The following is a 21,274-nucleotide window of genomic DNA, read 5'->3' on the forward strand; positions in this document are numbered from 1 at the left end:
ACCCCTGGGGTGCTGTTTTCCCAATTTAATAGATAAAAATTATTTAATAACAGGCTTATTCCTGTACATTTTAATTGTGAAGTATGCAGTAGTACCAAAGATTATCAATAAAAATATAGGTAAAAATAAAGTACCAGGTCCATTAATTTTGCCTAAGCCAGAATATACTTCTGTTAAAGATATATAGAAAAAAAGACATACTATTTCTAGATTCATTACAATCATTAATCTTCTTGCATTGGTATATTGATAATTGGCATTTTTTTCAGTAATGTTTACAGGATAATTATAAATGTGAGGAAATTTACTAAGTACTGCAAGTAATATAAATATAATCAGATTTATAATTGGAAGAATTAAAAGACTTTTTTTACTTCCCCAGCCATCGGGTTTACCATAAAAATTAAAATGTGTTGGTATTATAGAAGGCATTGACTTCCAATATATTATAATAAATGCAAAGCTTAATATAAGTACTATTACAGTTAATATAAATATAATTTTTTCGGTAATTGAATATTTTAATTTTAATATAGGTCTTTTTTCAGTCATAATAATGACCTCCTTTAAGAATAACCTGGGGATGTAAAATTTCAATTTTTGCACCTCTGGGATGTGATTTTTCTATACTCATAAACCTCTTTTTGATAAAAAATAGTGTGCAGTTTTTATAACTATTTTATATCCTGACTTTTAAGCACAAATATACCAGCTGATAATGTTAACAGTAATGTAATAATTCCTACAGCTATAGCTTTTAAAATATCACTATTTACTGCATGAACAGAGGTTACTAGGGCCCAATTGTAAGGCAGAGTAGATTCATATATCTTATCAAACCAAGTATATTTTCCATATAAGAATGAAATTATTGTAGGCAAGAGAGAAAATATTACTACGCCTAGAATAATAGTTATTCCATTGCTTTTTATGAGGGTAGACAATAGCATAATAAAAGATATTATTCCAAGGCCTACTATTGATGTCGCAATAAAGATTTTTAACAGTTGTAGTGCCTGATTTATATCAAAGGGTACTCCCCAACCATAGAGGATTGTACTGCCAACAGTAGTTACAGTAACCATTATTCCTAGTATTATAACAAATCCTATAGAAATGGCAATTAATTTTGATATATAATAATATTCACGCCTTTTACCATAAGCCAGCATGTTTTTTATAGTACCTGAAGAATACTCACCAGCTACTATAGAAGCTATTAATACTGAAAGTAAGATTTCTATTACTCCACTACCAAAGGAACCATAAAACAATTCGCGTGCAGTGGGGTGAAATATATCTTTAGAAGGATTTCTCATACCAATGTTTCCAATTACTACTTTAGAATCAGAAGGGTTGTTAATTTTTTGAAGCTGTTCTATATATTGATCCTGCTGATTTTTAGGCATTCCCTTTAAACTACTTCTAAAAAAATCTTCTGAGGACATTATCTTAGATGTACCTATGGAAATAATGGCTAGTATTACAGCAACTATACATAATACTTTAAAGGTTCTAGTTCTAAATAACTTATATATCTCTGCATGAATCATTCTACACATTATCCTCACCTCCTATGATGTTCAAAAAGTACTCTTCAAGGTTTTGTCCTTTGGATAGAATTTTATCTACAGTTACTTGGTTAGTAGAAAGGAGTGTATTGATATTTCCTATTTGGCCCAAATGGCTGTATATTTTAATTATATTGTTTTCCTGTACTACATAGTTTTTTATATTGAGTTCAGTTTCTAATAGCACGACTGCCTTCTTGGCGTTACTTACTTTTAGTTCTATATATCTTTTACACTTTTCATTTAGTTCTTCTGAAGTGATTTCTTCCAGTAGTTTGCCATTATTGATTATTCCATAGCAGGTAGCTAGTTCCGAAAGTTCACTTAATATGTGACTGGATATTAACATGGTTATATTTTTCTCCTTATTTATCTTTTTAAGAAGTTCTCTTATTTCCACCATGCTTACTGGATCTAGTCCGTTTATGGGTTCATCTAATATTAAAAAGCGTGGATTTCCTAAAAGTGCATTGGCAATACCCAGGCGCTGTTTCATTCCCAGGGAAAAGTTTTTAACCTTTTTTTTGTTTACATCTCTTAATCCCACCAAATTTAAAACCTCATCTATACATTTCTTACCGGGAATATTTCTAACTAGTCTTGATACTTCAAGATTTTCTCTAGCAGTCATATTATTGTAAAAAGTAGGGGTTTCTATAACGCAGCCCATCATTATTCTGGATTGATCCAAAGCAGAGATACCTGAGCAGCCAAAAAGTTCAATTTCGCCACTAGTTTTATGAATAAGACCCGTTATCATTCGGATCAATGTGGTCTTTCCCGCTCCATTTCTGCCTATAAAGCCATATATGTCTCCTTTGTTTATGGTCATGCTGACATTATTTACAGCAAATTCACCGCCATATTTTTTGCAGAGTTTATGAGTTCTTAATACTATATTTTTCATATTTTCTTTCCTCCTTATATCTTTCCAATTTATTATCATATACAATCTATAAGATGGATTAAATCAAATATTAAGAAAGCATTAAGATTTATTCCTGAAGCTTAAAACCTATACCCCACACTGTTTGAATATATTTTGTATTATTGTCTGCTTGAGAAAGTTTTGTACGAAGATTGCTTATATGTACATTTATTGTATTATCATCACCAATAAATTTATCGTTACGGGCAGCTTCAAATAGATTGGCTCTTGTAAACACTTTTTTTGGATTACTCATAAGTAAATTAAGTATTTTATATTCTGTAAGAGTTAAAATAATAGGTTTATCCCTTACAAAAACTTCTTTTGCATCCGTATCTAAAATAATATTTTTATATCTCAGTTTTTTATCCTTTATATTGGAATTTGAAAATTCTTTGTATCTTCTAAGTTGAGCTTCAACTCTTGCCAGCACTTCATATACATCAAAGGGCTTTCCTATAAAATCATCTGCACCCAGCTTTAATACATTTATCTTATCCTGCTGGGCCACTTTTGCAGATATGACTATAATAGGCATGATTTTTAGCTTCCTTATTTCTGATATCAAATCTTCACCGCTGACTCCTGGCAGCATTAAATCCAGCAGTACTATGTCATAGTCATATTGTTCCAGACACATCTTAGCCTCAGAGCCAGAGTAGGTAGGCCTTACATTATAACCTTTTCTTGTCAATATACTGCATAATAGTCCATTTATATCTGTATCATCTTCACTTACTAATATATTGATATTTGATTTCATGAAAATCACCTCTTTGTGAATTATAGCATATTTTGAATTTACTATTTATATGGTGAAAAATAAAATAAAATCAATATACCCTATGAAAGTAAATTTTTCATAGGGTATATTGATTTTAAATTTCAGTAAAAACTTCAACTTTGAAACATTAACCAAATTTATTTACTATCCATAATACTTGTAAGCTGATATCCACCTGTATTTTCATTATATTTGAAGCCGTAAGTATATCTAAAGGTCTTTGTAGAGGTTTTGCCAGAAGCATTAGTTATATCATAGACTTCCTCTGTAGTTATGGTACCAGAATTGTTATCATCTGAAATTTGAGTAGAAAGTACATTATAGGACATTATATATTCTTTTATTCCATTATTATAAGTACTTGGGATATATTTTTGCTGTTCATTATATAATTCACTTCCTGGGTATATATAAGGCTGTACCTCTGAAAAGTTGTTATAATTAACGGCATTTGAAAAGGAGTTAGTATACCAATGTATCAGGTCTCTCAGCTGATCTTCTGTGCTGCTCAGTTCATATTCAGAAGAACTGAAATTTAGGCTTATAGTCTTATCACCACTGGAAACTGTATATTCACTGCTTTTTAATTTTTTACCATCTTTATTTGCTACAGCATATATTTTCATGTCACTGCTTACAGGTCCAAAATTTGAGGCATCACTGATTTTAACATTACTGTTTCTATTGTTTACAAATATTTCTGCATCAGGATAATCACCATTTATCCGTACATAGTTAAGATCTTCAAGAGCATTTATGTCAACCCTGCCGCTAGTTGAATTTATGAGATCCACATTATAGGTATTATTCAAAGAAGTGTACTTACCATTGTAACTTGCATACAATTTATATTCTCCAGGGGCAAAGGGACCGAACTCTCTTGAAAAATTATCTGAATCACTTTTACCAATTTTACTGTTATTTAAAGAAAATTGTACATCCTTTATACTGGTTTTAATATTAACAAAAGTTGGTTTTATAGATATTTTGTATCTTGGAAAAAAAGGTAGGGCATTTCCAGCGCTAACTATACTGAAATTACTTTGAGACAGCATATTTCCATATCTTACATTATTAGTACTTATTTGATTATTTAAATTACCGATGGTGTTGTTCAAATAAGATGGATTATTCCTAAAGTATGCAAGTATAGTATCACTGGTTTTATCATCAATGATTAATCTGCTATCGCTGCAATATAATATTTTACTTAAATCAGACTTATTATTGGATGCAATATCATTTTGAAAACGCAATACCAGTTTATAGGGATCTGCAGCAGATTTACCTATAAAAATGTATACACCTATGATAATTGCCAATATTATAAGTCCCGCTATAGTTATCTTAAATTTTTTTGAAGGAATAAAGCTTGTCTTATTAAAATTTTCATATTCATCATAATCTTTTTCAATTTCAACTGTAGTTTTATCTATAGGTACAGTATTATTTTTGTATTCCTTTGATTGAAAATCATAGCTGCAATTGGGACATACCAGTTTGCCTTCCTCTAATTTAGTACCACATTTAGTGCAAAAATTCATACATAATCACTCCAAGTTCCTATTGTATTTTATTCTTATAAAAATTCTCTTATAACTTCTATAAACATTATGAAAAAGAAGGTAAAGAGTAAAGTTTTTTTACATGAGGAGTTCTAAGTTTAAAACAAATAATAATACTTAGAACTCTGGCTGATATTTTTGAAATCATAGATTGAAATTTTTTATGGCGTTCATGATAGAAGCTGCTATATCAGTTACATCAGAAGCTATAAAACTTTTTAGACAAGCTGATAATGCAATTGCAGTAAATATAGCTGCTGCTGAAGCTGTAAAGACTGAAAAGTTTTTCGTAAAGGAAAGAGCAGTCCCTATAATTATTGAAAAACATGCCAATGAAATTATAAGCCCTAACAGAGCTATTGCTAAACCTAAATTAATTGATAAATAGGAAAGCATAATTGAAAAAAACTCAAAGTATAAAGCTGGAAGTGTAATAATAAGTGCTGTTTTGTAGAATTTAAAAACTTCAACTTTACCTCTAGAGAACATGGAATTTGCCAAACATAAAATTATAAATACAATTAATACTGCTAATATAATTAAAGTGCAGTTCTGAATAAAAACTTTCCCATAGGGTATTTTTACATAAGGTCTGATTCTTTCTATTTCTCTTGTAAAGTATTCCAAGTCGTTAGAACTTAAGGCATTAGAAGAAGTTCCAGGTTGAAGTAAACTTATAAATTCCATTATTCTGTTAGTTATATTTATGGTAAGTTTATTTATATTGGAAATTATTTGGCTTACTTTCCACATGCCTAAAAACCCCTGTACAATTAAAACAAATATAGTTATTATAATTGCAATACTTCTATCTGCATTATTTATAAATTTTTCTGCTGTGGAGGCAGGTCTTAAAAACATATTTATGATTACGTTAAAAGCATCTTTAAAGTTCACTGAGTTAGATACATTTGAAGTAATTGTACTATTTGAATTATTTAGCTCAGTATAATTTTTATGATTTTTTTCTTCTTTCTGTGAAAGAACAGGATTTTTTTCACCGCAATTAGGACAAAATAAGTCCTCGTTATTTAGCTTAGTGCCACATTTACAACAATAGGCCATTTTTCATTCCTCCTCAAGTAATTATAAAAATAATGTATTATGCAGTTTTACTTTCACCCCTCACTAATTTTTATAATTAAAAACAAGTTATTAACTTTAGATAATTAAAATAGGATTAATAACATGTGTTAATAAATTATTTTAATATATGTAACATTATTCATAGATAATTATAATATGAAAATTAAATTATTTCTAGAATTTAATTTCTTAGGTAAAATATTTATTTAAAGAGTTTTATTTCTAATAGATAGCCAGTAACTTTAATAGTATACAAAACTAACCTAACGGTAAGTCTACTTACAAAAAAGTGCCTACTTGTTATAGAAATTGTATTTATTTATACTTTTCTTATGGGCATACTATATTGGAGTATTATAGAGATTAATCATAGTATAAAAATCAATATTAACGTGCTGAATGTAACAAATTATATTTGACAATTGGGAGGAAATATTTATGGTAAAGAGTATAAATGATACAACCACTCTAAATAATGGAGTGAAAATGCCTTGGCTCGGTCTTGGAGTTTTCAGGGTGGAAAATGGCCCAGAGGTAGTTAATGCAGTAAAAGAGGCTATAGTTCAAGGCTATAGAAGTATTGATGGTGCTGCTATATATGGAAATGAAGAGACTATGGGCAAGGGAATTGCAGAGGGAATAAAAGCAGCTGGAATCTCTAGAGAAGACCTATTTATAACTTCAAAGCTTTGGAATGCAGATCAGGGATATGAATCAGGTCTTAAAGCTTATGAGGAGAGCCTTAAAAAGCTTGGACTTGATTATTTAGATCTATATCTTATACACTGGCCTGTAAAGGGAAAATACAAAGAAGCTTGGAAAGCCCTTGAAACTATATATAAAGAAGGTCGAGTAAAGGCTATAGGGGTAAGTAATTTTCAAATTCATCATTTAGAAGATTTACTTAAAGATTCAGAAATTGCACCAACAGTAAATCAAGTGGAATATCATCCAAGGCTTACACAAAAACCTCTTCAGAAATTTTGCAAGGAGAAAGGAATTCAATTGGAAGCATGGTCTCCGCTGATGGTAGGTAAGTTGTTCGACAATGAAGTATTGAAGGAAATTGCAGATGCACATAATAAATCTATTGCTCAAATTATTTTAAGATGGGATCTACAGAATGAAGTAGTAACTATTCCTAAATCTACAAACAAGGGAAGAATAAAAGAAAATTCTGAGATATTTGATTTTGAATTGAGTAAAGAGGAATTAGAGAAAATAGATAGTTTAAATCAAGACCTTAGAGTAGGACCAGATCCTGATAATTTTGATTTTTAAGCTAAAGTGTTTAATTGCTTTACGTATCTTAAAATATTTATAAATATTAATTTAAATATACAAAATTAATATAAAAGAATGAGCTGTCTTGCAGAAAAATTGATACTCTGTAAATGAGCTCATTTTTTATATTACATTTAGCAATAAAAACTTATATGTAAGGATAATTGAAATAAAAGTAATAAATATTTATACTTTTGGCAGGATATGTTGTATATAGACAAAAGGAATAAGACCTACTAGGGCCTTATTCACAGTTTTGGTTTTTTATAACGGCAGCTATTTCTTTCTTTAAGTCCTGTATTGATTGTGTGAGGGAAACAATTTGTACGTTTATCTTAAAGAGAAGATATAGACTAACTGTTATAGGGAATCCAAGGGTATTTATGAGCTTTACAAATTCATCAAGCATAGTATTTACCTCCCTTGCCGTTATAATAATATATATGCTGGTTTGAAGCATTTTTCAGTGAATAATCATTTATTGTCCATATTTTTTATCATAGAAAAGTAAATATATTAATTTTATGATATAATAATAACAATAGGGAGGCGATAAAGTGGGCAATACAGCAATTAATGATATGAGCACCAGTGAGCTAAAAAAATATATAAAAAAAACAGAAGATCATATTAGGCAGCTGTTAAAGGAATATAATGATGCAAATGAAGAAAAAATATTAATTAGCCAGGATATACATGATTTGAGAAAAAGAGCATATAATATAAGAGAATTATATGAATATGCACAGTGGACAAATGATAAAATGGGTATTTTAGCCAATGTGAAATCAAGCCTTAATATTAAGCCAAGGCGTGGAGAGATTTGGACCTGTAAACTAGGAAAAAATATTGGATCTGAAGAGAATAAAATAAGACCTACAATAATAGTTCAAAATAATACGGGAAATGACAGAGGACCCACTACAATAATTGTTCCTATATCCAATAGACCTAAAAAGATAGCAACACATATTGAAATTAGAAAAAATGATTATATTCTCGTGCCTGGTGAAAAAAATATAATTACAGGTACCATTTTATGTGAACAGATTAAGGTTATATCAAAGGTTAGATTGGGTAGGCATGTGGCTACCCTTGAAGACGATTTCCTCAATAATATTTTAAAACCGAAACTAAAATTATCTATAGATGTATAAGTGATAAAAATAACTATGGGATTTATAGAAAAATTTATAGAAAAACTATTGCATATATTTAAATTTAGTGATATTATAATTCTTGTACGGCTTACATACCTAGTTTTGGCTAGGAGATTCTATCACATATTCTCATTTTGCTAACATACTCGACATGGGTCGGGAGATTATATAATATATATAAAAGGATATTTTAAAGGATTTACTACCATCTATCTTTTGAAATGTCCTTTTTAGATTGCTTTTTTATATTATCTAATACAATATATAAAGTTACTGATAACTCATTGGCTATCCTGAAAAACCCTCAAGAGATAGCTCACATCTTAAAGTTTGTTACATAGTCATATTGACTCATCTATATCCTATAACGGTTTTGTTGGACATGTAGGAGGAGACGATTTTGTCTGTATTATTGAAAGTTCTTATGAAAATTGTGTAGATATATGTAAGAAATTTATTGAAATATTTGACAAAGAAATTTTGAGTTTTTTTAATGAAAAAGATAGGAGTAATGGATATTTAATGGCTTTGGATAGAAAGGGTGATTTTGATGTCTTTGGGTTGACTTCCATAGCTATTGCAGGTATCTATGGAATTTTTAATGATTTTTCAAGTTCATCGGAAATCTCTAAAGATGTTGCAGTAATAAAGAAAGAAGTAAAAAAACAAAAGAAAAGTGCTTATCTTATAAAAAAATTAACATATATAGAATACTTACAGAGCTGTGCTCATAGTACATAGCATACCGATACACTATGAGTACAGCTATTAAATAAAATAATTGAAGTAAGTTCTTAATTCAGATGGGGATTCTTTTACCCCATCTGAATTTTAGAACTGCGAATGCATGGCTTACTTGGCGTTGAACTCCCACTTGAATAAGGGGGAGACTTACGCCAAGTTAGTCAGGTTAAAATTTCAAATTTTAAAGTTCTATTTTCTGCCGCATTCTGAGGCATTGCCTGTTAAAATGTCAATTCCGTGGGGAAGTGCTGGTAAAACTACCTCTAGATTTTCTACTGCTCCTTTAGGACTTCCAGGTAAATTTATTATAAGAGTATTTTTTCGTATACCGCTTACTGCTCTTGAAAGCATTGCTTTAGGAGTTATTTTAAGAGATTGAGATCTCATGGCTTCAGGAATACCAGGTACTTGCCTTTCTATGACAGCTAAAGTAGCTTCTGGAGTAACGTCCCTTTTAGAAAAACCTGTACCGCCATTTGTCAATATGAGATTTACTTTTAAAGTGTCACAGAGATATATTAACTCCTTTTTTATTAAATCCAGTTCATCTGGTACTATTTTATAGTAGTCTATAGAATATTTATCCCTTGGCAGAGTATTATCTATGGAAGGCCCAGTAGTATCTTTACGTTCATTCTTTGAGCCTTTATCGCTTATAGTTAGGATTGCTGTACTTATTGCCATAATTCTGAGTTTTCACCTCACTTTCTATATACAAATCTTTTTCACAATTATTTCTTAAATGATACTTCACTAACAGCTTCTTGTCAAAGAATTATTTTTAGGTGAAACTTAATTGTGGGAAAAGATGAAGGGAAAGCAAAGTATAAAGTTCGAAGAACAAATATGAAATGGAGAAAGTTAAGTTTTTAGTATGACGTAGTATATGATTATATTAAGTTGAAATATTTTATTTTATATGTCATAAAAGTGAAAAATAAGGATTATTATAGTTTGACTATAAAATTTAAAGATAGTAAAATATATACATAGATTTATCGTATTTTTATTGGTATTTTATTGTAATATTGATGATAGGTGTGATTGAATAATTAGTGAGATTTAGTGAATGTATGGATTTTATTGGCAAGGGTAATAGAGCGTTACAACAATAAAGTTAATAGACTCAATGGTTTCATTGAAAGGATAGATATTTATCGTTAATATTTTAGCTTTTAAATAGACCAGTGCAGATGTATAAGATTAAAATGCATTGTACTGGTCTTTTGTTTTGTCTTATACAAAGGAGTGTTAATATGGAAAAAAAAGTTCTTACAGTATGTCCTTATTGTGGAAGCGGATGCAATTTATATTTGGTGGTGGAAGGTGGAAAAGTTGTCAGGGCAGAACCTGCAAAGGGAAGAAACAATGAAGGAAAGCTTTGTCTAAAGGGATATTATGGATGGGATTTTTTGAATGATCCTAAGCTTTTAACTTCCAGGTTAAAAAAACCTATGATAAGAAAAAATGGAGTTTTAGAGGAAGTTTCTTGGGATGAGGCTATAAAATTTACAGCAGAAAATCTTATGAAAATAAAAGCTCAATATGGTCCAGATGCAATTATGGGAACTGGTTCTGCAAGAGGTCCAGGAAATGAACCAAACTATATTATGCAGAAGTTTATGAGAGCTGCTATAGGAACTAATAATATAGATCATTGTGCAAGGGTATGTCATGGACCTTCAGTAGCAGGGCTTGATTATTCATTAGGAGGAGCGGCTATGTCCAATTCAATTCCTGAAATTGAAGATACAGATGTAGTATTTGTATTTGGATATAATCCATCTGAAACTCATCCTATTGTTGCAAGGAGAATAGTTAAGGCAAGAGAAAAAGGTGCAAAAATAATTGTAGCGGATCCAAGAAAAATAGAAACAGTAAAAATATCAGATCTATGGCTTCAATTAAAAGGCGGTACTAATATGGCACTGGTTAATGCTCTTGGTAATGTACTTATAAATGAAGAATTATATGATGAAAAATTTGTAGAAAATTGTACAGAGGGTTTTGAAGAATATAAAGAAGCAGTAAAGAAATATACTCCTGAATATGCAGAGAAGATAACCGGGGTAAGTGCAGAATATATAAGAAAAGCTATGAGAATTTATGCTAAAGCTAAAAAGGCTACAATTCTGTATGGAATGGGAGTCTGTCAATTCTCTCAAGCAGTAGATGTAGTAAAAGGACTAGCTTCTCTGGCACTTTTAACGGGAAATCTTGGACGTCCTAATGTGGGAATTGGTCCTGTGCGTGGACAAAATAATGTACAGGGTACTTGCGATATGGGAGTACTTCCTAACAGATTTCCAGGTTATCAGTCTGTTACAGATGAAAAGGCCCGTGAAAAATTTGAAAAGGCCTGGGGAGTAAAGTTATCAGATAGAGTTGGATATTTTCTTACAGAGGTACCAAAACATGTACTTAAAGAGGATAAAATAAAGGCTTATTATATCTTTGGTGAAGATCCTGCTCAAAGTGATCCAAATGCAGCAGAAGTTAGAGAAGCACTGGATAAAATAGACTTTGTAATAGTTCAGGATATATTCATGAACAAAACAGCTCTTCATGCAGATGTAGTTCTTCCAGCTACTTCCTGGGGAGAACATGATGGGGTGTATAGTGCAGCAGACAGATCTTTTCAGAGAATAAGAAAAGCTGTAGAGCCTATGGGAGAGGCTAAGGATGACTGGGAGATAATATGTGAAATATCTACTGCTATGGGCTATCCTATGCATTACAATAATACAGAGGAAATTTGGAATGAAATGAGGAGCCTTTGTCCTAAATTTGCTGGAGCAAGTTATGAAAAGATGGAAAAACAAGGGGCAGTGCCATGGCCTTGTACTTCGGAGGAAGATCCAGGGACAGATTATCTATACGATGACGGTAAATTCATGACAGAAAACGGCAGGGGGAAACTGTTTGCCTGTGAGTGGAGGCATCCTTTTGAATTAACAGATGAAAAATATCCTTTGGTTTTATCTACTGTAAGAGAAATAGGACATTATTCAGTAAGAACTATGACAGGAAATTGTCGTACACTTCAGAAGTTGGCAGATGAACCTGGATATATAGAAATAAGTGTGGAAGATGCAAAGGAACTCAATATAAAGGATCAGGAACTGGTAACTGTAAGTTCTAGAAGAGGCAAAATAATTACCAGAGCAGCAGTTGCTGAAAGAGTAAAAAAAGGTGCTACTTACATGACTTATCAATGGTGGGTTGGTGCTTGTAATGAATTGACTATTGACAGTCTTGATCCTATTTCAAAAACACCTGAGTTTAAATATTGTGCAGTAAAAGTGGAGAGAATCAAAGATCAACAGAAGGCAGAGCAAGAGATAGAAGAAAGGTATAGTAGTTTAAAGAAGCAGATGAAAGCAGAATAGGTAAAACAAATTTAAAAGAATATTGGGAGTCATTTAATGTAATAATTTAAGATTATAAGCAGCTATGGGAATAAGATAGTTAATTAAGGAGAAAAGTGATATGGTTAGTACAGAAAAAGCTTTAGATATAATTTTAAATGAAACATGTTTAGGCGGCATCGAAGATAAAAATATACTAGATAGTTTAGACAGAGTAGTTTCTGAACATATTTATTCAAAGGATAGTCTGCCTCCTTTTAATAAAGCTGCTATGGATGGTTATGCTTTAAGAAGTGAAGATACCTTGGAAGCATCTGTAGATAAGCCCATAGAGTTTAATATTATAGGTACAGCTAAGGCTGGAGGGTCACTTGAAAAAGTATTGCACTCAGGTGAAGCAGTTAAAATAATGACAGGAGCACCTGTACCTGAAAGTGCTGATACCATTATAGAAATAGAAAATGTAGAAAGTGATGGAGAACATGTTTTTGTAAAGGAAGCTGTAAAACCCTATAGAAATATAATCGAAAAGGGAGAAGAGGTTAAAGCTGGGGATATTGCTATTTTTAGTGGTTCCCTTATAAGACCTGTGGAAGTGGGGATTTTAGCTTCCCTTGGGTATAATAAAATTAGTGTTTATAAAGCTCCAGTAATTGCTCTTATAGTAACTGGAGATGAATTAGTTAATATAGAAGCTAAAATTGAAACTGGGAAAATAAGAAATAGTAATGAATACTTCCTAAAGGCAATTATGAAAAATGAGGGATTTGAATTTATATCCTTTGGAATAGTACAAGATAACAAGGAAGTTATAAAACAAAAGATTTTGGTGGCAATGGAAATAGCGGATATAGTTGTAACTTCAGGAGGGGCTTCTAAGGGGGACTATGACTTTGTAGAGGATATATTAGTGGAACTTGGGGCAGATATAAAATTTGATTCTGTGGCAATAAAGCCTGGGAAACCTATAAGTTTTGCAACTATCAAAGATAAATTGATTTTTAGTCTTCCTGGGAATCCACTGGCGGCAATAACTACTTTTCAGGAGTTTATAGTACCAGCAGGTAAGAAGTTTATGGGTAAAAAATCCAGTGTAGATATTTTTCCAGTAATTTTATCTGATGATTATATTTGTAAAAAAGGAAGAAAGAAATATATATACGTAAATATACAAAAAGTAAATGGAGTATATTATGGTCATAAGATAAAATGGCAAGGGTCTAGCGGTTTGGTTCCCATAAGCAGGGCTAATGGAATTGTAATAATACCTGAAGGAAAGGAATATGTAAAGTCAGGGGAGATTCTCAATGGATACTTTATCTGGAAGTAAAAAAGTAATCTCCATAGTAGCTTCAAAATCAAATATGGGGAAAACCACTTTAATTGAAGGACTTATTCCAATATTTAAAAAGAATGGCTATAAAGTTGGTGTATTAAAATATGATGTAAAAAAATTTGAAATGGATAGAGAAGGTAAGGATAGCTACAGGTTTACAAAAGCAGGAGCAGATACTATGATAATTGCTTCTGAAAATAAAATGGCTATGGTTAAAAATATAGAAGAAGATCATTCTATAGAAGATGTTATAAATTATTTTGAAAATATGGATCTGATAATTGTAGAAGGTTTTAAAAGTAATCATTATCCTCAAATAGAGATTCATAGAAAAGAGAGGAGCTCAAAGCTTCTCTATAGAGATAGCAGTTTTGATACTTCAAATTTTATAGCAGTAATAACGGATGAACTTCTTAAGGATTTGAAACTTCCACAGCTTCACCTCAATAATATAGGGGAAATTGTAGAGTTCATTGAAAAAAATGTGATAAAAAAATAAACTCTTATTAGATGAGAAATTTTATAAAGTTATTTTTATATAGATTGTCAGGAAAGGTAGGCAAAGCTATGAGTAGAGAAGTTAATTCTTTTGTTATAGGAGATGCCAGCAAATGTGTGGGCTGCAGGGCCTGTGAAGTAGCGTGCTTTAAAGCACACAGCAATAGAGAAGAGTCCAGTAAACCAATTTTTGTAAAAGGGAAAAGAAGAGATATAATAACCAGAATTCATGTAGTTAAAAATGAAAAGTTTTCAGTACCAGTGCAGTGCAGACAATGTGAAGATGCACCCTGTGCCAATGCATGTCCTGTAGGAGCTATTAAAGAGAAGGAACATGTATTAGTAGTGGAGGAAGAATTATGCATCGGATGTAAAGCCTGTGTAATGGCTTGTCCTTTTGGGGCTATAGAAGTTAAGAGAAAAAGTGAAGAGGTACGAAAGGTTGCCTATAAGTGTGACTTGTGCAGGAATAGAGATACCAAGGCCTGTGTGGAAATATGTTCTAAAAAGGCATTGAAATTATTTGATCCTGTAAAAGAAAGGAAACAACGTAATATAGATACGGTGAACAATCTGATAGATGACTAACTTATGTCACTTTCATCGGCAAAGGGAGGAGAGAATTATTATGAATAGTTTTGTTATAGCAAATCCAAAGAAATGTATAGGATGTAAAACCTGTGAAGCTGGATGTGCAATGGCTCATTCAGAAAAAAATATATTGAATAGAAAAAGTGATGAATTAAAATTTAATCCTCGTTTGAAAGTTATAAAGACTTGGGATGTTACAGCTCCTGTAATGTGCAGACACTGTGAAAATTCACCTTGTGCCAGTGTCTGTCCTAATGGTTCCATAACCAATAAGGAAGGAGTTGTTCTGATTAATCAAGATACCTGTATAGGTTGTAAATCCTGTATGGTTGCCTGTCCTTTTGGTGCTATAAATTTAATTGTGCAGCAGGACGGGGAAGGAAAGGCAATAACTCAGTCAGGGCTTAAGAAAACAGATGGAAAAGAAATAATTCATAAGGAAAAAATAGTTGCAAATAAATGTGATCTCTGTATAGAAAGAGATAAAGGGCCAGCCTGCGTAGAAGTATGTCCAACAGAGGCATTGAGATTGGTTAGTGGAGAAGACATAGAAGAATCTATTAAAGAGAAAAGAGAAGCAGCTGCTTTAGGGCTTTCTAGGATAGGTTAAATTATGGACAGGTTTAAAACAGCAGTGATTCTAGCTGGAGGAAAGAGTTCTAGAATGGGCTTTGATAAGCAGTTTTTAAAGATAGGTGAAAAGAGACTGATGGATATACTTATAAATGAAATTAAAGAAGAATTTCAGGACATAATAATTGTGACTAATAAGCCAAAAGAATATAAAAGCCTATATAAAAGCTGCAGAATTGTTTCAGATGAAATAGAAAGTCAGGGACCTCTATCGGGAATACACATAGGTCTTAAAGAAAGTAAAAGTAAATATGCCTATTTTATTGCCTGCGATATGCCAAAAGTGAATATTCCATATATAAGATATATGAAAGAAGAACTTATTAAAACTGATGCAGATGCCTGTGTTACTGAAGCTGGATGTAGAATGCAGCCCTTTAATGCCTTTTATTCAAAAGAGGTATTTTATAAGATAGAAGATCTCCTTAGAGAAGGCAAGAGATCTATGTTCTCATTTATAAATATTATAAATACTCATTTTATAGATGAAGATACAGCTAAAAAATATAATAAAGATTTTAATATGTTCTTTAATCTTAATACCCCTGAAGATTTAAAAGATTTTCAAGTAAAACTATACAACCCCAAAAATATGGATAAAAATATCGAAAAATGATATAATCTTATAATTAGTATTACAAATATATATTATATTTAATGAATTTTAGAACTGCGAATGCATGACTTACTTGGCGTTGAACTCCCACTTTAGGAAGAGGGAGACTTACGCTAAGTTAGTCAGGTTAAATTTAGAATAAGTGTTTTATGATTGGTGGGGTAAAATGTTTGATTCATATGGACGAAGGATAAATTATTTGAGAATATCAGTTACGGATTTATGTAATTTAAGGTGTAAATACTGTATGCCTGAGAAGGGGATAAAAAAAATACCCTATGAAGAGATTTTAACTTTGGAAGAAATACAGAGCATAGCTGAAAGTTTTGTAGAGCTAGGTACAGATAAAATAAGAATAACTGGTGGAGAGCCCTTGGTAAAGAGGGGAATACTTAATTTAATAGAGGGAATAGGTAAGCTTGATAAAGTTAAGGATTTTGCCATGACTACTAATGCTACGCTGCTCTATAAGTATGCTGAGGATTTAAAAAAAGCGGGACTTAAAAGGGTAAATATAAGTATGGACACTTTAGATAGAAAAAAGTATGGGGATATCACCAGAAGGGGAGATCTTCAGGATGTATTAAAGGGAATAGAAGCTGCTAAAAAGGCAGGACTTACCCCTATAAAAATTAATGTGGTGCTTATAAAGGGATTTAATGAGGATGAAATAGAAAGTTTTGTGAATTTAACAAGATATGAAGATATAGATGTAAGATTTATAGAACTTATGCCTATAGGAAGTCTCAGGTATTGGTCACTTAACAATTATATTTCTAATGATATAGTTCTTAAAAAAGTAGAAGAATTACAAGAAGTTTCAGCCTCAGATATTTCTTCTCCCGCTAAGTATTACAGACTTCCAGAGGGAAAGGGAAAGGTTGGTCTTATTAATCCTATATCCTGTAAATTTTGTGAAAATTGCAATAGAATGAGACTTACCATAGATGGGAAAATAAAACCTTGTCTTCATTCTAATGAGGAGATAGATTTAAAAACACCCCTTAGGCAGGGAAAAAATATAAAAAAAATAATAGAAACTGTAATTTTAAATAAGCCTAAGGAACACAATCTTGAAGATGGAAATTATATAAGCAGAGATATGATGGACATTGGTGGTTAATGATATGTAAATCCATATGCCGATTCTAGACTATTTTAATAGTATAATTTATGTAAGATTAAGAGGTAATAATAAATATAATTAGCAATATAGCATATATTAAGAGGAGTTGCTTTGGAGAATGGCTAAAGTTTTAGCAATTAACATTAGTGATAAAAAAGGTGTTATAAAAACTTCTATAGATGAAGGAGTTTTTGTAGAGGACTATGGTCTTAAGGGAGATGCTCATGCTGGAAAATGGCACAGACAGGTAAGCCTTCTGGCTAAGGAAAGTATAGATAAAATGACAGCAATGGGGATTACAGGGTTGGTACCGGGAAAATTTGCTGAGAATATTACTACGGAAGGTATAAATCTCTATAAGCTTCCTGTAGGTACAAGACTTAAAATAGGTGATACTATTCAGGAAGTAACTCAAATAGGCAAAGAATGCCATAAGGGTTGTGCCATAAAGCAGCAGGTAGGAAAGTGCATAATGCCAACAGAGGGGATATTTACAAGAGTATTAAAAGGTGGAGTTATAAAACCTGATGATAGTATAGAAATAATAAAATAATAATAGATGTTTTAGTGGTCGCTCTAAACTTAGATCGGTTAATATAGAAAAAAATTTAAAGCTGCTGTTTCACAATGTATGCATGAATTGTGAAACAGCTTTATTTATTCAGGTTCAATATTCAGTTCAACTATCTCTGGAGCTGCGAAAAATCTTATGGGAATTCTGCTACAGCCAAGTCCCTTTGAAGTTACTATTACTGAATTATTTTTATTATTTATAGTTTGTATAAATTTTTGTCCATAGGAAGATTCAGTTACAGGGGCATATAAACCGAATAAATTTATCTGACCTCCGTGAGTATGGCCGCTGAGTCCTATATCAAAATTTACATTATATTCTTCAAAAAAGTCAGGATTATGAGAAATTGTAATATTTAAATATTTTTCATTTATTTGTAAATTGTCAATGGTAAGTTGTCCACTTTTTAAATCATCTAAGCCATGGAAAAGTACTTTTGTATTTTCAAATTCCATAGAATAAGTTTTATTTATCAATATATTTACATTGTTTTTCTGCATACCCTCTAGCAGTGGTTTCATGTGTTCTTTAAGGTAGTATTCATGATTGCCAAGTACTGCAATAACGCCGTGCTTAGCTTTTATTCTATTTATTTCATCTAAAAATTTGTGTAAAATATCTTTGTTGAATTTTGTATTCTCTTCTACAAATAAGTAATCACCACCTAGTATTACCAGGTCTGGGTGAAGCATATTTGTCTTATTTACTATATTTTTCAATCTACCTTTAAAATAGTAATCACCATAGTGCAGATCTGATATAAATACTATCTTGATTTTATTATTGGATTTTGTACTTTTTAATTTTATCTTGGTAATATTAATTGCTTGAGCTTCCAGTAATGCCCATAATAGGCCTAGAGCTAAGAAGAAAACTATTATATACAGCAATAGCATGTACATCATCTCCTAAGAATTATGTATGCTCAATTATAAATGAATTAGATGTTTTATGTCAAATTAAGCTTATGAACAATTAATTAAATATCATGTGTATTATACAAAAAATTTCCTTTTGAGGTATAATAGATTTATTATATTTTTAAGACAGACTTTTATAAGGAGGTAATGACGATGAAAAAAGCAATAATTTTAATAATATGTTTATTATGGTTTGGATTTATATTTTATAATTCCACAAAGTCTGGAGATGTTTCAAATGTCAAAAGCTATAATATCTTAAATAAAATAAGAGCACAATACAATCAATTAGAGGGTGAAGAAAAACGCCATTATAATAGTTTGCCTAAAAACGCCAGAGAAGAGAAATTAAATCTTATTATAAGAAAAAATGCCCATGCTTTTGAATATTGTGTACTAGCTATAATAATTTCATTTGTGCTATTTCAATTCAATTTAAGAGGCAGAGGAACTATAATATATATAATGTTCATTTGTCTATTTTACGCTGTGCTGGATGAGTTTCATCAGATATATGTACCAGGCAGGACTTCCAGTGTAAGAGATGTATTGATAGATTTTACAGGTGCTGTAATAGGTATTACACTATATTATTTTGTTTACTATAAATTCATAAATAAAAAAAGATATGAGGATGAAAAAGTAAATTATATTCCTCAGTAGTTGGCTCTTAATTTCAAATAAACATGTATAATGCTGTTCAGCTTTACCTTAAGGTGAAGCTGAATTTTTGTTTAATAGTTTTACAGTGAATAGTAATTTGTTCTATTGAAAAAACTATTAAAAAATTAAATTAGTTATTTCATAGAGAGGAGAACTTGCTGTAAATGTTCATTAGCATTAACAAACTTAAATGTGGAATTATAAATATGATTAAAAAGGCATGGGAAGACGATATACTGGCTTTATCTTCTCAACTTGCCTATAGTCTCCTATTTGCTTTTTTTCCATTTTTAATATTTTTGATGACAATAGTAGGTTATAGTGACATAAAGACTAGTGATATAATGAATAATTTAAAGGTTATAATCCCTGGAGATGCCTATCTTTTAATAGACAGGACTATTTCAGAGGTGATAAACAGTAAAAAAGGAGGACTTTTATCTATAAGTCTTATATTGACTATTTGGTCTGCTTCCTCAGGTTTTAATGCTGTAATAAAGGGATTAAATAAAGCTTATAATGAAAGAGAGTCAAGAAGTATAGTAAAAGTACAGCTTATATCTATAGCTTTTACTTTTGCTATGGCCATAGTGGTTATGTTTTCTGTATTTCTATTAATTTTTGGAGAGACCAACAGTAATTTTTTAATTAATTGGTTTGGTCTTCCAGATAAATTTAAGATTATATGGAGCTTTATGAAGTATATACTTGGTATTATAATTATGGTAAGTATATTTGCTATTATATATAAATTTGCTCCCTGTAAAAATCACAGTTTAAGGGATGTAATCCCTGGTGCATTATTTGCTGCTTTTGGATGGATAATATCTTCCCTATGTTTTTCCTTTTACATAAACAATTTTGGAAATTATTCAAAGCTTTATGGAAGTATTGGAGCTGTAATAGTGCTGATGCTGTGGCTGCTTATTACTGCAGCTGTCATTATTTTAGGTGGTGAAATAAATTCAGTATTATTAAAAAATTGTAAATGATTTTTATTGAAATTATTTCCTGAAAATATTTATTTTAAGTTATTTACATAGGTGATTTTTTGATGTAGAATTCAATTTGTTGGTTAAATAATTAGACTAAAAAGATTTAGAAAACAGTAAATATATTGCTGGATTTTTTAAGTTTAAAGATAGAAGGTAAACAAATTGAAAGGAACTATTTTAAAGAAGATATTCATTGTAATTTTAGCATCATTGTTATTTACTGGATGTAATAGCAATTTACAAGTTAAAACAAAGGATACAAAAGCGCAAAATACAAAAGTAACAAATAATACAAATAGAAGTACTCCAGAAGAAACTGTAAAAAGTTATTATAGAAGTGAAATTAGTAAAGATGCAGAATTTCTAAGTGAATACTTTGTAAACCCAGTGATATCTGAAACTGGGTCTGTTAAAAAGAAACTAAATGCATTTAAAGTGGACAAAATGGAAGTAATAAAATTATTTAATGTAAAGAAACAGGGAAATTATGCAGTGATAATATGTTCCTTTAACACATATTTTAAGGGAATAAAAAATCCTAGGCCAGATATAGAAATTGCATCTTTAGTAAATAAAAATGGTTCCTGGTATATAATAAATGATTATGGAACTGTTTCAGATAAAGATATGGAGTGGCTTAATGCTTCCATTCTAGAAGAAAAACAATTTCTTGAAAAAGATAGTGATATTCAAAAAATGCTAAGTGAAAACAAAAAGTTTGATCAAATTAATAGTGCTTTTATATTAAGAGGTCAAAAAGCTATGATAGAAATGCAAACCTCCAATAGTTCTTTTTAGAGCTTGGAGGTTTGTATTTTAATTGATATTGGAT

Annotated in this window: 23 protein-coding genes; 14 read left to right on the forward strand and 9 right to left on the reverse strand. The window is 30.8% G+C overall.

Going from position 1 to position 21,274, the window contains the following annotated elements; translation table 11 throughout:
• Positions 1–39: 39 nt before the first annotated feature.
• The 6 genes from CLPA_RS04920 to CLPA_RS04945 form a co-directional block, all read right to left on the reverse strand.
• Positions 40–552 (reverse strand): DUF1648 domain-containing protein, encoded by a 513-nt coding sequence (locus CLPA_RS04920; RefSeq protein WP_003444698.1) that lies wholly within the window; start codon positions 550–552, stop codon positions 40–42.
• A gap of 122 nt (positions 553–674) precedes the next feature.
• Positions 675–1,562, reverse strand: coding sequence for an ABC transporter permease (locus tag CLPA_RS04925; protein ID WP_003444696.1), 888 nt, complete (start codon positions 1,560–1,562; stop codon positions 675–677).
• Positions 1,555–2,478, reverse strand: a complete 924-nt coding sequence (locus tag CLPA_RS04930; protein WP_003444694.1) for an ATP-binding cassette domain-containing protein — start codon at positions 2,476–2,478, stop codon at positions 1,555–1,557. The genes CLPA_RS04925 and CLPA_RS04930 overlap by 8 nt, the downstream gene beginning before the upstream one ends.
• 88 nt (positions 2,479–2,566) lie before the next feature.
• Positions 2,567–3,262 carry a response regulator transcription factor gene (locus CLPA_RS04935; protein ID WP_003444692.1) on the reverse strand — a complete coding sequence of 232 codons (696 nt, stop codon included), beginning with the start codon at positions 3,260–3,262 and terminating at the stop codon, positions 2,567–2,569.
• 158 nt (positions 3,263–3,420) lie between these two features.
• Entirely contained in the window at positions 3,421–4,827 is a 1,407-nt protein-coding gene (locus CLPA_RS04940) for a zinc ribbon domain-containing protein (protein WP_003444690.1), read from the reverse strand.
• A 165-nt stretch (positions 4,828–4,992) separates the two neighbouring features.
• Complete coding sequence (locus CLPA_RS04945) at positions 4,993–5,913, reverse strand: zinc ribbon domain-containing protein (RefSeq protein ID WP_003444687.1); 921 nt, start codon at positions 5,911–5,913, stop codon at positions 4,993–4,995.
• Between the two features lie 459 nt (positions 5,914–6,372).
• Between CLPA_RS04945 and CLPA_RS04950 the strand changes: the two genes are divergently transcribed.
• Positions 6,373–7,215, forward strand: coding sequence for an aldo/keto reductase (locus CLPA_RS04950; RefSeq protein ID WP_003444686.1), 843 nt, complete (start codon positions 6,373–6,375; stop codon positions 7,213–7,215).
• Between the two features lie 247 nt (positions 7,216–7,462).
• On the opposite strand, the gene CLPA_RS20375 is transcribed toward CLPA_RS04950, so the two are convergent.
• Entirely contained in the window at positions 7,463–7,627 is a 165-nt protein-coding gene (locus tag CLPA_RS20375; RefSeq protein ID WP_003444684.1) for a YvrJ family protein, read from the reverse strand.
• A gap of 148 nt (positions 7,628–7,775) precedes the next feature.
• On the opposite strand from CLPA_RS20375, the gene CLPA_RS04960 reads away from it, so the two are divergent.
• Complete coding sequence (locus CLPA_RS04960; RefSeq protein ID WP_003444681.1) at positions 7,776–8,375, forward strand: type II toxin-antitoxin system PemK/MazF family toxin; 600 nt, start codon at positions 7,776–7,778, stop codon at positions 8,373–8,375.
• A 333-nt stretch (positions 8,376–8,708) separates the two neighbouring features.
• On the forward strand, positions 8,709–9,119 hold the full coding sequence (locus CLPA_RS04965; protein ID WP_003444680.1) for a hypothetical protein: 411 nt from the start codon (positions 8,709–8,711) through the stop codon (positions 9,117–9,119).
• Positions 9,120–9,311: 192 nt separating this feature from the next.
• Here CLPA_RS04965 and CLPA_RS04970 read toward each other — a convergent pair whose 3' ends face one another.
• Positions 9,312–9,806: a MogA/MoaB family molybdenum cofactor biosynthesis protein gene (locus CLPA_RS04970; protein WP_003444677.1), complete on the reverse strand. Its 495-nt coding sequence runs from the start codon at positions 9,804–9,806 to the stop codon at positions 9,312–9,314.
• A 572-nt stretch (positions 9,807–10,378) separates the two neighbouring features.
• Between CLPA_RS04970 and fdhF the strand changes: the two genes are divergently transcribed.
• The 8 genes from fdhF to CLPA_RS05010 all read left to right on the forward strand — a co-directional run bounded on the left by fdhF (position 10,379) and on the right by CLPA_RS05010 (position 17,843).
• Positions 10,379–12,511 carry a formate dehydrogenase subunit alpha gene (fdhF, locus tag CLPA_RS04975; protein WP_003444675.1) on the forward strand — a complete coding sequence of 711 codons (2,133 nt, stop codon included), beginning with the start codon at positions 10,379–10,381 and terminating at the stop codon, positions 12,509–12,511.
• Between the two features lie 100 nt (positions 12,512–12,611).
• On the forward strand, positions 12,612–13,820 hold the full coding sequence (locus tag CLPA_RS04980) for a molybdopterin molybdotransferase MoeA (protein ID WP_003444672.1): 1,209 nt from the start codon (positions 12,612–12,614) through the stop codon (positions 13,818–13,820).
• Positions 13,798–14,325, forward strand: a complete 528-nt coding sequence (mobB, locus tag CLPA_RS04985) for a molybdopterin-guanine dinucleotide biosynthesis protein B (RefSeq protein WP_003444669.1) — start codon at positions 13,798–13,800, stop codon at positions 14,323–14,325. Before CLPA_RS04980 ends, mobB begins: the two co-directional genes overlap by 23 nt.
• Before the next feature lie 11 nt (positions 14,326–14,336).
• Positions 14,337–14,912 carry a 4Fe-4S dicluster domain-containing protein gene (locus tag CLPA_RS04990; RefSeq protein ID WP_335617770.1) on the forward strand — a complete coding sequence of 192 codons (576 nt, stop codon included), beginning with the start codon at positions 14,337–14,339 and terminating at the stop codon, positions 14,910–14,912.
• A gap of 40 nt (positions 14,913–14,952) precedes the next feature.
• Positions 14,953–15,525 carry a 4Fe-4S dicluster domain-containing protein gene (locus tag CLPA_RS04995; protein WP_003444663.1) on the forward strand — a complete coding sequence of 191 codons (573 nt, stop codon included), beginning with the start codon at positions 14,953–14,955 and terminating at the stop codon, positions 15,523–15,525.
• 3 nt (positions 15,526–15,528) lie between these two features.
• Positions 15,529–16,164 (forward strand): molybdenum cofactor guanylyltransferase, encoded by a 636-nt coding sequence (gene mobA, locus CLPA_RS05000; protein WP_003444660.1) that lies wholly within the window; start codon positions 15,529–15,531, stop codon positions 16,162–16,164.
• A gap of 166 nt (positions 16,165–16,330) precedes the next feature.
• Positions 16,331–17,287: a GTP 3',8-cyclase MoaA gene (gene moaA / locus CLPA_RS05005; protein ID WP_034829467.1), complete on the forward strand. Its 957-nt coding sequence runs from the start codon at positions 16,331–16,333 to the stop codon at positions 17,285–17,287.
• Between the two features lie 121 nt (positions 17,288–17,408).
• Positions 17,409–17,843, forward strand: a complete 435-nt coding sequence (locus tag CLPA_RS05010) for an MOSC domain-containing protein (RefSeq protein WP_003444651.1) — start codon at positions 17,409–17,411, stop codon at positions 17,841–17,843.
• Between the two features lie 104 nt (positions 17,844–17,947).
• Here CLPA_RS05010 and CLPA_RS05015 read toward each other — a convergent pair whose 3' ends face one another.
• A complete protein-coding gene (locus CLPA_RS05015) occupies positions 17,948–18,760 on the reverse strand; it encodes a metallophosphoesterase (RefSeq protein WP_003444648.1) in 813 nt (270 codons plus the stop codon).
• Between the two features lie 177 nt (positions 18,761–18,937).
• On the opposite strand from CLPA_RS05015, the gene CLPA_RS05020 reads away from it, so the two are divergent.
• The 3 genes from CLPA_RS05020 (at position 18,938) to CLPA_RS05030 (ending at position 21,240) form a co-directional block, all read left to right on the forward strand.
• The gene (locus CLPA_RS05020; RefSeq protein WP_003444644.1) at positions 18,938–19,447 is read left to right on the forward strand and encodes a VanZ family protein; all 510 of its coding nucleotides are present in this window, start codon (positions 18,938–18,940) and stop codon (positions 19,445–19,447) included.
• A gap of 164 nt (positions 19,448–19,611) precedes the next feature.
• A complete protein-coding gene (locus tag CLPA_RS05025) occupies positions 19,612–20,439 on the forward strand; it encodes a YihY/virulence factor BrkB family protein (protein WP_003444641.1) in 828 nt (275 codons plus the stop codon).
• A 165-nt stretch (positions 20,440–20,604) separates the two neighbouring features.
• Positions 20,605–21,240, forward strand: a complete 636-nt coding sequence (locus CLPA_RS05030) for a hypothetical protein (RefSeq protein ID WP_003444639.1) — start codon at positions 20,605–20,607, stop codon at positions 21,238–21,240.
• Positions 21,241–21,274: the final 34 nt, after the last annotated feature.

Source organism: Clostridium pasteurianum DSM 525 = ATCC 6013, from assembly GCF_000807255.1.
GTDB lineage: Bacteria > Bacillota > Clostridia > Clostridiales > Clostridiaceae > Clostridium_I > Clostridium_I pasteurianum.